The sequence below is a fragment of the Henriciella barbarensis genome (assembly GCF_003576345.1).
GTDB classification, from domain to species: Bacteria; Pseudomonadota; Alphaproteobacteria; order Caulobacterales; family Hyphomonadaceae; genus Henriciella; species Henriciella barbarensis.
Genome location: NZ_QWGB01000007.1, coordinates 195653 through 209024, shown reverse-complemented (window position 1 = coordinate 209024; position 13372 = coordinate 195653). Strand labels below are relative to the sequence as shown.

Here is a 13372-nt window from a genome sequence, read left to right as displayed (position 1 = left end):
GTCCTCCTACTTAACGGTGAATGGCAGAAGCGCGAGCATGCGGGCGCGTTTGATGGCGCGGGCAAGCTTACGCTGGTTCTTGACGTTCACTGCAGTGATCCGCGACGGGACAATCTTGCCCTTCTCGGAAATATAGCGCTGCAGCAGTTTCACATCCTTGTAGTCGATCGCCGGGGCGCCTTGGCCCGAGAATGGATCGACCTTGCGGCGGCGGTTGAATGTGCGCCGGGCAGGGATGTTGGTGATGTTGATATCACCCTGGTTGTTTTCTGAAGACATATCTCTCGCTCCCTAGTCCTTGCGGCCCTTGCGGCCCATCATCGGGGACGGCTCATCGTCCAGTTCTTCGACCTTGATCGTCATGTAACGGATCACGTCGTCGGAGATACGGTGACGGCGCTCAAGCTCATGTACGGCCGCTGCTGGACCGTCGATGTTGAGCAGGGAATAGTGTCCCTTGCGCTGCTTGTTGATCGGGTAGGAGAGGTTGCGCAGACCCCAGTATTCGGTCTTTCCGACCTTTGCGCCCTGGCTTTCCAGCCATTGGCCGAGCTCTTCGATCTGGCTCTCGACCTGTGCAGGCGAGATGTCCGGACGCGAGATCAGCACGTGTTCATAAAGTGCCATGTTGTTCTTTCCCCTGGAGTTCAGAATGCGGCGCTGGAACGCGGGAAGACGTTCCGGCGATGGCCCCTGCCTGTCCGGCTCATTCCGGAAACCAGGACCGCACCCCGTGTGAAGAGGGGGCTTAAAGCCCAGACTGCCAAAAGAATCAAGCAGACTTGCGAGTCTGCGAGCAGCCAACTAGGCAGTCGGCCAAATCAGATTCCAGCGATCAGACTGAAGGGCAGGACCGCATGACCAAGTTCGCGTTCATTTTCCCCGGACAGGGCAGCCAGTTCATCGGCATGGGCAAAGACCTTGCCGCCGCATATCCAGCAGCGCGTGAGGTCTTCGAGACGGTTGACGCTGCGCTTCAGCAGGATCTGTCCCAATTGATCTGGGAAGGTGATGAAGAAGAACTGAAGCTGACGGCCAACACGCAGCCAGCCCTTATGGCTGTCAGCGTTGCAGCGATCCGCGCGCTCCAGTCCCACGGGATTGGCCCGGACAAGGCCGCGTTCGTGGCCGGTCACTCGCTGGGCGAATATTCCGCGCTGGCCGCAAGCGGCGCGATCGAGCTTGCAGATGTAGCGCGGATCCTGCGCATTCGGGGGAATGCCATGCAGGCCGCCGTGCCGCCCGGCGAAGGTGCGATGGCCGCACTGCTCGGCGCGACGCCCGAACAGGCCATCGCGCTGTGTGAGCTAGGCAGAGCTGAAGGCGGCGTCTGTGAGATTGCAAATGACAATGCGCCCGGCCAGATCGTGATTTCAGGTACGAAAGCAGCTGTTGAGCTTGCCGCGTCGAAAACTGGCGAAGTTGGTATCAAGAAGGCGATGATGCTGCCTGTGAGTGCGCCGTTTCACTGTTCCATGATGCAGCCGGCCGCCGATGAGATGATGAAGGCGCTGTCGGACATCGAGATCAAGGCGCCGTCTGTGCCCGTGATTTCTAATGTCACTGCAGAGCCAACGTCTGATCCGGTGGCGATCCGTCAACATCTGATCGAGCAGGTTTGCGGCCAGGTCCGGTGGCGCGAGACAATTGAGTTCATGGCGGCGCAGAGCATTGAGCTCACGGTCGAGGCGGGTGCCGGAAAAGTGCTCAGCGTCATGAACCGTCGTACCGCCAAGGACGTTGAAGGGCTGACTCTGGGAACCCCGGAAGACATAGAATCGGTTGCTAAGCGTCTCGGCTAGGGCGACAAAGGTTGAAATAGAGAACGAGACGGCAAAAGCCGCAAGCAAGGAAGGAACGAGCCGCATGTTTGATCTCAGCGGACGCACAGCGTTGGTAACCGGGGCCTCCGGCGGCATTGGTAGCGCAATTGCGAAAGCCCTGTCCGAAGCAGGGGCAAAAGTTGCCCTGTCCGGGACGCGTGAAGGCGTTCTGGAAGAGGTCCGTGCTGGCCTGCCAGGCGAAGGTTTTGTGGTTACGGCCAACCTTTCCGACGCTGAATCTGTCAACAGTCTTGTCGGCCGCGCCGAAGAAGCTGCGGGCAGCCCCCTAGACATTCTGGTCGCCAATGCAGGCATCACACGCGACAAGCTGCTTATGCAGATGAAGCCTGAAGACTTTGATGATGTGATGAACGTCAATCTCGGCTCTTACTACCGGCTTACAAAATCGGTCGTGCGGGGCATGATGAAGCGTCGCCATGGCCGCATTATCGGGATTACGTCCATTGTTGGCGTGACCGGCAATCCGGGCCAGGCGAATTACTGCGCCTCTAAAGCTGGCATGATTGGCTTCACCAAAGCGTTCGCACAGGAAGTCGCGAGCCGCGGCATTACCGCCAATTGTATTGCGCCGGGCTTTATCGAATCACCGATGACAGATGTCTTGCCAGACAGCCAGAAAGAAGCGCTTCTGGGCCAGATTCCTTCGGGAAAACTTGGTCAGGGAAGCGACATCGCGGCGGCTGCCGTCTATCTTGCTTCGTCAGAAGCAGCCTATGTTACAGGCCAGACGCTGCACGTGAATGGCGGCATGGCGATGATCTGACCGCAGGTCATCCAAACAGTTGCAGCTCTTGGCGTTATCTTTATCAGTGTGCTAACGGGCAACCCAAGACGAATAGTCTTCCTATCAGACATCATGAGAGAGGTTTTCCATGTCTGACGTTTTCGAGCGTGTAAAAAAGATCGTTGTCGAGAATCTCGACGTTGAAGCGGACAAGGTGACGGAATCGGCGAGCTTCATCGACGATCTCGGCGCAGACTCCCTGGACCTGGTCGAGCTGGTCATGGCTTTCGAAGAAGAATTCAACATCGAAATCCCTGACGACGTTCAGGAGAACATCCGTACTGTTGGTGACGCTGTCACCCACATCAAGGCTCACGTCTCTTAAGAGGGTTAGCTGATGCGCCGTGTCGTCATTACCGGGATTGGTCTCGTTTCTCCGCTCGCTAGCGGACGTGAGGCCACGTGGGAGCGTTTGCTCGCAGGCAAGTCTGGAGCAGGTCCTATCGATCTGTTTGATACAAAGGACGTGCCTTGCAAGATCGCTTGCCAGGTACCTTGGAATGACGGCACCGGCCGCGGCGGCGGCAGTGCCGACGATCCTCATTCATTTGATCCGGACAAGGCGGCGAGCGCAAAAGAGCGTCGCCGTATCGACGAGTTCATTCTCTATGCGCTCGCAGCAGCCGACGAATGTGTTGAGGATTCTGGCTGGAAAGCTGAAACCGACGAGCAGAAGGAGCGCACAGGCGTTCTGATCGGCTCTGGTATTGGCGGCCTCCAGTCCATCTACGATACGGCGATTACCCTGCACACTCAGGGTGCGCGCCGCGTGAGCCCGTTCTTCATCCCATCTGCGCTGATCAACCTCGCTTCCGGGCAGGTCTCGATCCGTCACGGGTTCAAAGGGCCGAACCACTCTGTAGTGACAGCCTGTGCCACGGGCGCGCATGCCATCGGCGACTCAGCTCGCCTCATCCAGTATGGCGACGCCGACCTGATGCTGGCTGGCGGCTCCGAGGCCGTGATCTGCGAAATCGGTATTGCCGGCTTCTGCGCGGCAAAGGCCATGTCGACTAACTTCAACGACACGCCGGAAAAAGCCTCCCGTCCCTATGATAAGGACCGGGACGGGTTTGTCATGGGCGAAGGTGCCGCCATCGTGATGCTCGAAGAGTATGAGCACGCAAAGGCGCGCGGTGCGAAGATCTATGCAGAAGTCGCAGGCTATGGCCTGACGGGCGATGCCTACCATATCACGGCGCCGGCAGAAGGCTCCGAGGGCGGTTACCGCGCCATGAAAATGGCGCTGGATAATTCCGGCCTCGATGTGACCGATATTGATTACGTCAACACGCATGGCACCTCGACGCCGAAGGGTGACGAAGGCGAAATTGGTGCCGTTGAGCGGCTGTTCGGTGAGCACGCGAAAAACCTGTCGCTATCCTCGACCAAGTCTGCTGTCGGCCACCTTCTTGGTGCAGCAGGTGCAATCGAGAGCGCATTCTGTGCGCTGGCGCTACGTGATCAGGTCATGCCACCAACGCTCAATCTGGATAATCCAAGTGTTGAGACGGACATTGATCTCATTCCGCACAATGCCAAGAAGGGCAAGGTTCGTGCAGCCATGTCCAACTCGTTCGGTTTTGGCGGCACCAATGCGTGTCTTATCCTCAAACAGGCTGACTAGTTCCCTAAGCGAAAAAGCTCAGGCAAGGTAAGGCCAGCCTGTATCATGGGGGAGTAGATATGCGGTTCATTAAAGCGCTTCTTGCGATTGGACTCGTGCTGGCTGGCCTTGGCGCAGCTGCGGCGATCGGCGGCTGGTTCTGGCTTCAGAACGAAATCAGCAAGCCGGGGCCGCTTGCTGAAAGCGCCGTGTTTGAAGTGCGCCAGGGCGACCATGTCAGCGGCGTTGCCCAGCGGCTTTGGTACGAAGGTATAATCTCCAGTCCCGAAGCAATGAAGTTGCATGCGCGCCTGTCCGAACAGCAGGCTGGCTTGAAGGTCGGTGAGTACGCCATTCCGCCCCGCGCGAGCATTGCGGGCATCATGGATCTGCTCGTGTCCGGCGATGTCATCACATATCGCATCACGGTACCTGAGGGGCGCACCACAGCGCAGGTTCTTCGCATTGTCGAAAACCATCCGGAGCTGAAAGGCGACATGCCTGAGCGCGAGATCGCCGAAGGAACGCTTCTGCCGGATACCTATATCTTCTCCGCAGACAAATCGCGCACAGCAATGATCGAGCGGATGGAGAAGGCTCAGGATGACCTGCTCGAAGAGCTATGGCCGCAAAGAGCCGATGATCTTCCGATTTCCACGGTCGAAGAGGCGGTCATCCTTGCCTCTGTTGTTGAGAAAGAAACCGGTAGCGCTGAGGAGCGACCGCTCGTGGCGGGTCTATTCACCAATCGCCTGAGGCGCGGCATGCGCCTCGAGAGCGATCCGACAGTCATCTATGGCGTCTCACGTGGTGAGCCACTCTATCGAACGCTGAACGGAAAACGTGTGCGCCGTACGCTGTATCGTTCTGAACTGGACCGGGTCACCGACTGGAACACCTATGAGATCGATGGGCTGCCGAAGACCCCCATCTGTAATCCGGGACGTGATGCTATTGCTGCGGTGCTGGACCCACCTGAAACCGATTACATTTTCTTCGTTGCGGACGGCACGGGCGGCCACGCATTTGCTGAAACTCTGTCTGAGCATAATCGTAACGTTGCGGCTTATCGCGCGTATGAGCGCCGCGAGATCGCGCGTGAGCGAGGTCAGGAGTGAGTGCGCAAGTGTCTTCGATGACAGGTTTTGCCAGAGTAACTGGCGAGGCGGACTGGGGCAGCTGGGCGTTTGAGGCCAAAAGCGTCAACGGTCGCTCGCTGGATGTGCGCGGGAACGTGCCAGGTGGTTTCGAAGGGGTCGAACGCGCAGTCAAGCAAACGGCTTCGAAGATGTTTGCCCGGGGTAATATCCAGATCGGTCTGCGGATCGAGGTCGCGAGTGGCGGAGAGATGCTCAGCGTTAATCACGATGCACTGCAGCAGCTTTTGCGGGCTTTTGAGAAGGCCTCTGGCCATGCTGCAGACCTCGGTGCCATTGCGTCCTTGATGGGCATCAAGGGTGTCGTCGAGAACGGTCAGAACTCGACGCGCGCTGTCGCAAGCGATGAGGTTGTTGCAGCCCTTCAGGCGGGCGGTGATGAACTCGTTCGTCAGCTAAACAAAGCGCGCCTTGAAGAAGGTGGGGCGCTGAACGATATGCTGAGTGGCTACCTCGACGAGATGGAGCGCGCCGTCGCGCAGGCCGATTCGCTTGCCGGCGAACAGCCAAGGCTCCTGAAAGCACGTCTGGAGAAGCAGCTCGCTGAGCTGGAGGCCAGCGACAAGGTTGATGGCGAACGCCTTGCTGCAGAGGTAGCGCTGTCTGTCGCGAAGGCGGATGTGCGCGAAGAACTCGATCGTCTGCGCGCTCACATCGAAAGTGCTCGTGGGCTGCTGGAACAGGGCGGCCCTATTGGCCGCAAACTCGACTTCCTGTCGCAGGAGTTCAACCGCGAGGCCAACACGCTCTGCTCAAAGTCTGCCAGCCTCGATTTGACGAATGCGGGACTCGCGCTCAAAGGCCTCGTAGATCAGTTCAAGGAGCAGGCAGCAAATGTCGAATAGCGGCCATCCGAAAGACGAGGGCGAGCGCAGGGGCTTGATGCTCGTTATTTCTTCCCCGTCCGGCGCGGGCAAGACGACGCTTTGCAAAAAGCTGATGGAAGAATTTTCTGACATCAAGCTGTCTGTATCGGCGACGACGCGGCCGGAGCGGCCGGGCGAGGTGGATGGCAAGGACTATCACTTCAAGTCTGTCGACGAATTCCGCACGATGATCGCGCAGCGCCAATTTCTCGAATGGGCGCTGGTCTTCGATAATCTCTATGGGACACCGCGCGCAGATACAGAGGCATTGCTCTCATCCGGGCATGACGTGTTGTTTGATGTGGACTGGCAGGGCGCGGACGCATTGCATGATCAAATGCCGCGCGATGTCGTATCGGTTTTCATTCTTCCGCCAAGCATAGACGCCTTGAAATCGCGTCTGGCAGCCCGTCCTGGATCGACCGATGAGATCGTCGAACGACGCATGCGGGATGCGAAAGCCGAAATGCGGCATTGGCGCCGCTATGACTATGCCATCGTCAATGACGACCTCGAGATTGCCTATCAAAGGCTGAAGCGCATCCTGCTGGTTGAACGTCTGAAGCGTCTGCGTCAGCTCAGCCTTGAGGACCACGTTCGCGAGCTGATGGGCGAAGCGTGAGCCTGCGCAGGCTGTAAGAACACCATTCCAATTCAAGGGGCGAAAGCCGATCTATGACCACCAACTTCAATAGTAGCACATCCGCTCTGGACGGCATCTACGCGGCGCTTTTTTCGGCGTCCGAAGAGATCTATGCTGAATTGAAAAAAGGGGCCGGGCTCAAGTTTGCGACATCAAGCAACGAATCCGGCGACGATCAGATCGAGCTGGACGTCATCGCCGACGAGGCGTTCTTCAATGCGCTGAAGACTGATGGCAATGTGCGCTATGTGGTATCTGAAGAGCGCCCCGGGCTAAACAAGATATCCGACGGTCCTTACAGCGTCGCACTCGATCCGCTGGATGGATCGAAATCCGCGCTCGTCGGTATTCCGTCCGGCGCGATATTCGCAATTTTCAAGAACGCTGAAGTCGATGCTGACTTCAATGGAAAGAATATCGTCAGCGGCGGCTTTTTCGTCTTCGGCATGAACCTTGAGGCTTATTTTGCTGATGGAGACAAGGTCTATAAGGGCTTGTTCGACGGTGCTGACTGGACGGTCATGCCCATTGAAGGCGACCTGCCATCCGCCGACGTGCTTGCGATCAATGGGCAGAATCAGACTGTCTGGCCCGAATGGCTACAGCGCCATTATGCAAACCTGCTGGATACGAAGGGCGGCACGGTAAAGCCACACAATATGCGCTGGTATGCCTCCATGGTGTCGGACATGAAACGCATGGTTCTGCAGGGCGGCCTTTTCGCCTACCCATCTGCGAACATCAAAGGCTATGAAGAAGGTAAGCTTCGGCTCGTCTACGAAGCCATTCCCATGGCGTATCTGATCCAGGCGATGGGCGGCGCTTCGACAAATGGCGAGCAGTCGATCCTCGATATGCCTGTGGAAAAGCTACACCAGAAGACCCCTGTCTTTATCGGCGAGAAGAGGAAGATTGCTGCTGTCGAGGACGCCAGAAAAGCCGGTTCAGCCGACTAGGGGCTGTCAGGCCCTAGCGAGCGTTTCGGCCAGCGTCCTGAATTCTTGCTGCGTCAGCGTTTCGGCGCGGGCGGTCGGGTCGATATTGCATGCTTCCAGCCATTCCGTAGCGTCGATGCCGCGCGTTTTCGCAAGGGCTTTCAGGCTGGCCCGAAGCATCTTGCGGCGCTGGCCGAACGCGGCGGTCGATACTTTTTCTAGCGTTGCAAGGTCAGCAAAGCGCTTGTCTGGCTGGAGCGGCGTAAGGACAGCCACCGCGCTCTCTACTTTGGGCGGTGGACGGAAGGCGCCGGGCGGCAGCGTCAAAGCGATATGGGCCTCGCAGACGGCGTGTGTGAGGACAGCAAGACGGCCATAATGCGGCGTACCGGGCCCGGCGACGATCCGTTCAGCCACTTCCTTCTGGAACATCAGCGCCATCTCACCGCGCCAGTCTCCAGTCTTAAGCCAATCCACCAGAAGCGGTGTGCCTACATTATAGGGAAGATTGGCTATTATCATCACAGGCGTGCTGCCGCCGGACTCTTCGATAATGCTCGCCCAGTTTATTTTTCGGGCATCGCGCTGGTAAACGCAGAGGCGACCGTTGACCGCTTCGGGCCATGCTTCAAGCGCGCTGGCAAACCGCTCATCAGCCTCGACGCAAATAAGTTTCGCGGCACCTTCGTTGAGCAAGGCGCGGGTCAGTCCGCCCGGGCCGGGGCCGACTTCTATGACTGTGCGATCCTCCACGGGCCCTGCCGCAAGCGCTGTGCGCCGCAGGATGTCCGGGTCGAACAGGAAGTGTTGGCCGAGCGCCTTGCGGGCAGGGGCTTCGGTGAAACGCGGCGTGTTATCCGTCATGGCGGGCTCTCTGGGCGGCCATCTTGCTGGCGAGGCGGATGGCAGCGATCAGGCTGTCGGGTCGGGCCGCGTTGTCGGCGGCGGCGTCATAGGCAGTGCCATGATCCGGACTGGTGCGGATGACCGGCAGGCCTAGCGTGGTGTTGACCCCGCCCCAGATGTCGAGCGTCTTTACCGGGATAAGCCCTTGATCGTGCGTCATGGCGATAACCGCGTCGAAGCGGCCATTCAGTGTTTCTGCAAAAATAGTGTCGGCAGGGCGTGCGTTCGAAACGTCTATGCTCTCGGCGCGAAGTCGGTCTGCGACAGGGTTGATGATGTCACGCTCCTCCAGCCCGATAGTCCCACTTTCCCCTGCATGTGGGTTGAGGCCCGTGAGACCGATGCGCGGTGTGCCGATACCGAAATCGCGCTGCATGGCCTGTGCCGTAATCCGGATAACCGATTCAAGAGACGTTGAAGTCAGATGGTCCAGCACTCGCATCAGCGGCACGTGGATCGTTGCAAGCGCGACTCTGAGGCCTCCGCCGACGAGCATCATGACTGGTGGGCTCGGCCGACCAGTATGCGCTTCGCATAGCTCAGCGAGGTACTCAGTATGGCCTGGATGACGAAAGCCAGCCGAATACAGTACCGCTTTAGAGATCGGATTGGTGACAACACCGCCGGAAAGACCTGCAAATGTGTCGGCCATCGCGCGGTCGATGCTTTCGACAATGCCCGGTGCCAAGGCGCTGTCGGGCGTTCCCGTCGAGAAATCGGGGAGGACAGTTTTAAGCGGCAAGACAGGAAGCTTGTCGGCAAACAGGCGTGCCGCATCGGCGGGGTGATCGATCGCAGCAGCCGCCTCACCAAAGATGGCTGGATCAGCCGTCACATAGAATGGGCTAACCCCCGGTTCTGCAGAAAGCGTCTTCCAGGCTCGCAATGTGATCTGTGGCCCGCAGCCGGCCGGGTCGCCCATGGTGACGGCGAGCGGCAGGTCCTTAGAATTGGCCATCAGCGTGTCCGGTTTGTTAGCTGCCGCGCTGGATGATCGTGGCTTCACGGCGCAGATTGCGCAGCGAGCGCTGGGAAATCATCTGAAGTTCGCGTCCGAACAGACGGTCTTCCATCTCTTCGCGTGTCGGAACGGCAGCGCCAGACTGACGACGGTCGCAGACATACATGACTGCAAGCGTACCGGAGGTCGCAAAAACCTGGGTCGGCTGGCCGATGGCGACTTCGCTGATCATGTTCTGACCTTCGGCGCCAAGATCCTCGACGCGAATATCGGTCAGCTCATTGGCGCTAAGATTAGGGTCGGCATCGGCGGCTTCAATTGCGGCCTGACAGCTATTCGCCTGGCTCGCTGCATCGCGAAGCGCGTCTTCTGACCCGTCCACAACCGCAAGACGTACCAGATCGACCCGTGTTTCCAGCTCGTTGGGGTCGCGCTTGGCCTTGTAGTTAATCAGGTAGATCCCATCGGACACGGTAATCGGTTCCGAAATGCCAGGGCCGTTCATGTTGCGCACGGCTTCTGCAACTTCAAGGTCGATGTCATCTAGCGCCACCCAGCCCATGTCACCGCCAGCTGCAGACGTCGGCGCTGAAGACAGGCGCTGCGCAGCAAGCGAGAAGGGGGCACCGGCTTCAAGTTGCTCGAGGATAGTTCCTGCACCTTGCAGCGCCTGCGCCTTGTCCTGCTCGGTTGGTGCGTAGAGAAAGATTTCGTCGAGGTTGTACTGAACCTGCGTCAGCGCATTCCGCTGTTGCTCGATAGCTTCGTCAATCTGGTTGCGTGAGATGCGAATACGCGAGCCATAGAGACCGCCCATGATGCGGCGCCAAGCGATCTCTGCGCGCATTTGCTCTTCCAGGCTGGTCGGGTTCACGCCGGATTGCAGCAGAACATTTACGAGGCCGTCCCGGTCGAGACCGGACTGGCGCGCCATGTCGGCGATAGCGCGATTAATGTCTTCTTCAGAGACCTCAACCTCATACTCGGCCGCTTCCTGAAGTTGCAGCTTTTCGTCGATAAGCTCATCCAGAGCCTGCGAGGTAACCTGCTGGATCTGCTGTTGAGTCGGTTGCTGTGCACCCAGCGTAAGCAGCAGGAGGCTGCCGCGCTCTCGCACATCGCTATAGGAGATCGGCTGATCGTTCACGATCGCGACGATGCCCTCGATCGTCTGCGTTTCGCTCTGCGCCATGGCAGGCGCTGAAAGAGAGCTGGCAGTGGCGGCTACAAGCGCGGACGCCATAAGTGTTTTCATTATCGCAAACCTCCAAGGTGACGCGGTAGACAGTGCTGTTCCCTTGCCCGCGCGAAGCATACCCAGCATCAGAGTACGCGCAACGGTGTGCGCTCAGTCAGACTGGTGGTTGCCCGGGACGGACTAGTCGAAATTGCGGGACCCCAATTCACCGATTGTCTTGAAGCCGAAGCGGAACACGATCGATTCCGACGGCCCAAGTTCGCGGTTCTCCGTGCCCTGGCGCTCATAGACGAGTTCGAAGCGTGAGCATTCGTCTTCATAGCCGATGCCGATGCCCTGGCGAATATTGAGGTTCTGCTCAAACTCCCGCTGAAGTTCGAACAGGATGAGAATGTTATCCCGCACGAAGACTTCCCCAAGCAGGAAGAGGCCTTCCTGGCGGACGCCTGACCGCGCGATGCTCTCATCGAGCCGGTAGTAGATCGCCTTTGTACGGGCGATATCTTCAATGTCGATATTAAGCGCGGTATCAAGACGGTTGATGTCGAGCGTGTCATCGTCAAGCCGCAGCTTGGTATCGATGCTGAAATAATCGTTGAATTCTACCGACGCGCTGACCAGCCAGTCGCTCACCGTGCCATCAAGGTTGCTCGGCACATCAAACGCCGGATCGGCTTCGCTGCGCCAGCGGCGGCCTACGAGACCTGAGATTTCGAAGCCGTTTTTCCAGCGGGCGGTGGCCGAGATGCCAGCACCAAGCTTCTTGTCGCCTTCGTACAGGTCGTAGCCTGCCTGCGCATTCGCATCGAACAATGAGGACGTGTCGAGTTCATAGAACGCGCCATCCTCGACGGGTATCTGCTCATCATTCGGGCTGCCGGATGAAACCGCAGCCATCACGATAGGCTCCACCAGCAGGTCGACATTGCGGCCGGGACGGTAGAAGGGCATCGACAGCTTAACGCCTGTCGAGCCAAGCGCACGCGAAATTGTGTTGCTCTCATCAACTGTCGGAAAATCATTGACGTCGTAATAGTCAAAGCGAGCTTCCGCGAAGGGTTCGACTATAAGGCCACCCGGCATGATGCGCTGTGTCGACCAGTCGGCGCCAGCGGAGGCGCGGCGGCTGTCGGCGCCTTCAACACGCTCGAGGAAAGCGGCTGAACCAGTGAGGCTGAGGAAGCCGTATTTGCCGAAGTCCATATCGTATTGGGAATTGATCAGCGGCAGAACGTCAGCAATGCGGTCCTCGGCGATGCCTTGCGCTTGCAGGTTGTCGAATGTCTGGACCGAGGCGTCGACATACCAGTTTTTTGTCTGGCCCTGCGTATAGAGCTGCGAAAGAAGTGTCTTGGGCTGACTGTAATAGATGCCGCGGCGGTCATTCTCGCCATCCACGTCATACCGGTCAGTGTAGAGGTCGTCGCTGGCTTCCTCGACCGCAAAACCCCAGTCCCAGTCTTCGGAAATGCGGAAACGGCCATCGGCGAAGAAGTGGCCGCGGAAGGCCTTGTTATTCAGCCGCTCACCATCATCATCGAAACGTGCTTCGTTGGTGAAACTGAAGTTCGTAGTGATGTCGCCGCTATAGAAGCGCTTGCGATAATCGAATTCCAGGCGTGGATCGATCTTAGTGTAGAAGGCCGGCGCGACCACAAGATCCTGGTGGGGTGAGATCGCCCAGTAGTAGCGCGGCTGTAGGAATGCGCCGTACTTGGTCGAAGCACCAAAGCGTGGGACGAGAAAACCCGAGCGGCGTTCGGACTGTGGGTCCGGGTGAGCGAAATAAGGAAAATAGGCGACGGGAACGCCGGCAATTTCGAACACGGCGTCCCGGTATGTGAACATGCCGGTGTCTTCGTTCAGAACAGCCTTGCGCGCACGGATCGACCAGGTCGGCGTCGTCTGGCCTTCACAGAGTTCACAGGCTGTGAAGACAGCCCGGTCGAGTTCAGTGATTGTTTCGTTACGGCGTTCAGCCGTATTTGCCGCAGCCGACTCACCCTCCGGCGTGCGGATTGAAAAGCCTGTAGCAAAGCCATCGACCAGACGGGAATCTGTTTCGATTTCTTCGGCAAAGCGCTCGGTGCCGTCAGGCTCAGTAATAACGATATTACCCTGCGCACGCACACGACCGGTTTCGCGGTTGTAGGTCAGACGGTCGGCAGTGAGAACGCGCTCGCCATATTCGGCGCGCACATTTCCTTCTGCGACGACCAGATTCTCATCTTCAAGGACGTAAGCATTGTCGGCATCAAGGATCACACGCTCCTCGACCACGATGTCATCCTGCGCGGCAACTTCCTTTGCTTCCGGTTCCTGCGCGAGGGCTGGAAGCGCAGCGGTGGCGACTAGCAATGACGCAAGAGAAATCTTCAAACTGGCCATCTCGCCTCCCCTCGATACGAACAGGTTTCCTTGAATTCGCATAAGCGCAGTCCCTGTACAGGTCTACACTCCTAACCAGCCTGA

General features: G+C 58.3%; 14 protein-coding genes. 8 read left to right on the top strand and 6 right to left on the bottom strand.

Translation table 11 applies throughout. The annotated features are described in order from the left end of the window. Positions 1 to 6: 6 nt before the first annotated feature. A complete protein-coding gene (rpsR, locus tag D1224_RS11935; RefSeq protein ID WP_119380179.1) occupies positions 7 to 279 on the bottom strand; it encodes a 30S ribosomal protein S18 in 273 nt (90 codons plus the stop codon). A 12-nt stretch (positions 280 to 291) separates the two neighbouring features. Further along, positions 292 to 627: a 30S ribosomal protein S6 gene (gene rpsF / locus D1224_RS11930; protein ID WP_119380178.1), complete on the bottom strand. Its 336-nt coding sequence runs from the start codon at positions 625 to 627 to the stop codon at positions 292 to 294. Between the two features lie 230 nt (positions 628 to 857). Here rpsF and fabD point away from each other — a divergent pair, with 230 nt between their 5' ends. The 8 genes from fabD (at position 858) to D1224_RS11890 (ending at position 7856) form a co-directional block, all read left to right on the top strand. Continuing rightward, positions 858 to 1802: an ACP S-malonyltransferase gene (gene fabD / locus D1224_RS11925; RefSeq protein ID WP_119380177.1), complete on the top strand. Its 945-nt coding sequence runs from the start codon at positions 858 to 860 to the stop codon at positions 1800 to 1802. A gap of 64 nt (positions 1803 to 1866) precedes the next feature. Beyond that, positions 1867 to 2607, top strand: coding sequence for a 3-oxoacyl-[acyl-carrier-protein] reductase (fabG, locus tag D1224_RS11920; protein ID WP_119380176.1), 741 nt, complete (start codon positions 1867 to 1869; stop codon positions 2605 to 2607). 109 nt (positions 2608 to 2716) lie between these two features. Next, positions 2717 to 2953, top strand: coding sequence for an acyl carrier protein (locus D1224_RS11915; protein ID WP_119380175.1), 237 nt, complete (start codon positions 2717 to 2719; stop codon positions 2951 to 2953). Between the two features lie 12 nt (positions 2954 to 2965). Continuing rightward, positions 2966 to 4255 carry a beta-ketoacyl-ACP synthase II gene (gene fabF / locus D1224_RS11910; RefSeq protein ID WP_119380174.1) on the top strand — a complete coding sequence of 430 codons (1290 nt, stop codon included), beginning with the start codon at positions 2966 to 2968 and terminating at the stop codon, positions 4253 to 4255. 59 nt (positions 4256 to 4314) lie between these two features. Further along, a complete protein-coding gene (mltG, locus tag D1224_RS11905; protein WP_119380173.1) occupies positions 4315 to 5352 on the top strand; it encodes an endolytic transglycosylase MltG in 1038 nt (345 codons plus the stop codon). A gap of 17 nt (positions 5353 to 5369) precedes the next feature. Next, positions 5370 to 6236: a YicC/YloC family endoribonuclease gene (locus tag D1224_RS11900; protein ID WP_233350529.1), complete on the top strand. Its 867-nt coding sequence runs from the start codon at positions 5370 to 5372 to the stop codon at positions 6234 to 6236. Next, the gene (gene gmk, locus D1224_RS11895; RefSeq protein ID WP_119380171.1) at positions 6226 to 6879 is read left to right on the top strand and encodes a guanylate kinase; all 654 of its coding nucleotides are present in this window, start codon (positions 6226 to 6228) and stop codon (positions 6877 to 6879) included. Before D1224_RS11900 ends, gmk begins: the two co-directional genes overlap by 11 nt. Before the next feature lie 53 nt (positions 6880 to 6932). Continuing rightward, a complete protein-coding gene (locus D1224_RS11890; RefSeq protein ID WP_119380170.1) occupies positions 6933 to 7856 on the top strand; it encodes a class 1 fructose-bisphosphatase in 924 nt (307 codons plus the stop codon). A 6-nt stretch (positions 7857 to 7862) separates the two neighbouring features. Here D1224_RS11890 and rsmA read toward each other — a convergent pair whose 3' ends face one another. The 4 genes from rsmA to D1224_RS11870 form a co-directional block, all read right to left on the bottom strand. Next, entirely contained in the window at positions 7863 to 8699 is an 837-nt protein-coding gene (rsmA, locus tag D1224_RS11885) for a 16S rRNA (adenine(1518)-N(6)/adenine(1519)-N(6))-dimethyltransferase RsmA (protein WP_119380169.1), read from the bottom strand. Then, positions 8689 to 9699: a 4-hydroxythreonine-4-phosphate dehydrogenase PdxA gene (gene pdxA / locus D1224_RS11880; protein WP_119380168.1), complete on the bottom strand. Its 1011-nt coding sequence runs from the start codon at positions 9697 to 9699 to the stop codon at positions 8689 to 8691. The genes rsmA and pdxA overlap by 11 nt, the downstream gene beginning before the upstream one ends. Before the next feature lie 16 nt (positions 9700 to 9715). Next, positions 9716 to 10957: a peptidylprolyl isomerase gene (locus D1224_RS11875; RefSeq protein WP_233350528.1), complete on the bottom strand. Its 1242-nt coding sequence runs from the start codon at positions 10955 to 10957 to the stop codon at positions 9716 to 9718. A gap of 123 nt (positions 10958 to 11080) precedes the next feature. Further along, positions 11081 to 13288 carry an LPS-assembly protein LptD gene (locus tag D1224_RS11870; protein ID WP_182482274.1) on the bottom strand — a complete coding sequence of 736 codons (2208 nt, stop codon included), beginning with the start codon at positions 13286 to 13288 and terminating at the stop codon, positions 11081 to 11083. Positions 13289 to 13372: the final 84 nt, after the last annotated feature.

What these genes read in the sequence shown, in the direction of transcription:
- rpsR (WP_119380179.1), bottom strand. Translation starts at nt 279, where the DNA reads ATGTCTTCAGAAAACAACCAGGGTGATATCAACATCACCAACATCCCT.
- fabF (WP_119380174.1), top strand. Translation starts at nt 2,966, where the DNA reads ATGCGCCGTGTCGTCATTACCGGGATTGGTCTCGTTTCTCCGCTCGCT.
- fabG (WP_119380176.1), top strand. Translation starts at nt 1,867, where the DNA reads ATGTTTGATCTCAGCGGACGCACAGCGTTGGTAACCGGGGCCTCCGGC.
- gmk (WP_119380171.1), top strand. Translation starts at nt 6,226, where the DNA reads ATGTCGAATAGCGGCCATCCGAAAGACGAGGGCGAGCGCAGGGGCTTG.
- D1224_RS11890 (WP_119380170.1), top strand. Translation starts at nt 6,933, where the DNA reads ATGACCACCAACTTCAATAGTAGCACATCCGCTCTGGACGGCATCTAC.
- D1224_RS11870 (WP_182482274.1), bottom strand. Translation starts at nt 13,288, where the DNA reads ATGGCCAGTTTGAAGATTTCTCTTGCGTCATTGCTAGTCGCCACCGCT.
- fabD (WP_119380177.1), top strand. Translation starts at nt 858, where the DNA reads ATGACCAAGTTCGCGTTCATTTTCCCCGGACAGGGCAGCCAGTTCATC.
- D1224_RS11915 (WP_119380175.1), top strand. Translation starts at nt 2,717, where the DNA reads ATGTCTGACGTTTTCGAGCGTGTAAAAAAGATCGTTGTCGAGAATCTC.
- D1224_RS11875 (WP_233350528.1), bottom strand. Translation starts at nt 10,957, where the DNA reads ATGAAAACACTTATGGCGTCCGCGCTTGTAGCCGCCACTGCCAGCTCT.
- mltG (WP_119380173.1), top strand. Translation starts at nt 4,315, where the DNA reads ATGCGGTTCATTAAAGCGCTTCTTGCGATTGGACTCGTGCTGGCTGGC.
- D1224_RS11900 (WP_233350529.1), top strand. Translation starts at nt 5,370, where the DNA reads ATGACAGGTTTTGCCAGAGTAACTGGCGAGGCGGACTGGGGCAGCTGG.
- rsmA (WP_119380169.1), bottom strand. Translation starts at nt 8,699, where the DNA reads ATGACGGATAACACGCCGCGTTTCACCGAAGCCCCTGCCCGCAAGGCG.
- pdxA (WP_119380168.1), bottom strand. Translation starts at nt 9,699, where the DNA reads ATGGCCAATTCTAAGGACCTGCCGCTCGCCGTCACCATGGGCGACCCG.
- rpsF (WP_119380178.1), bottom strand. Translation starts at nt 627, where the DNA reads ATGGCACTTTATGAACACGTGCTGATCTCGCGTCCGGACATCTCGCCT.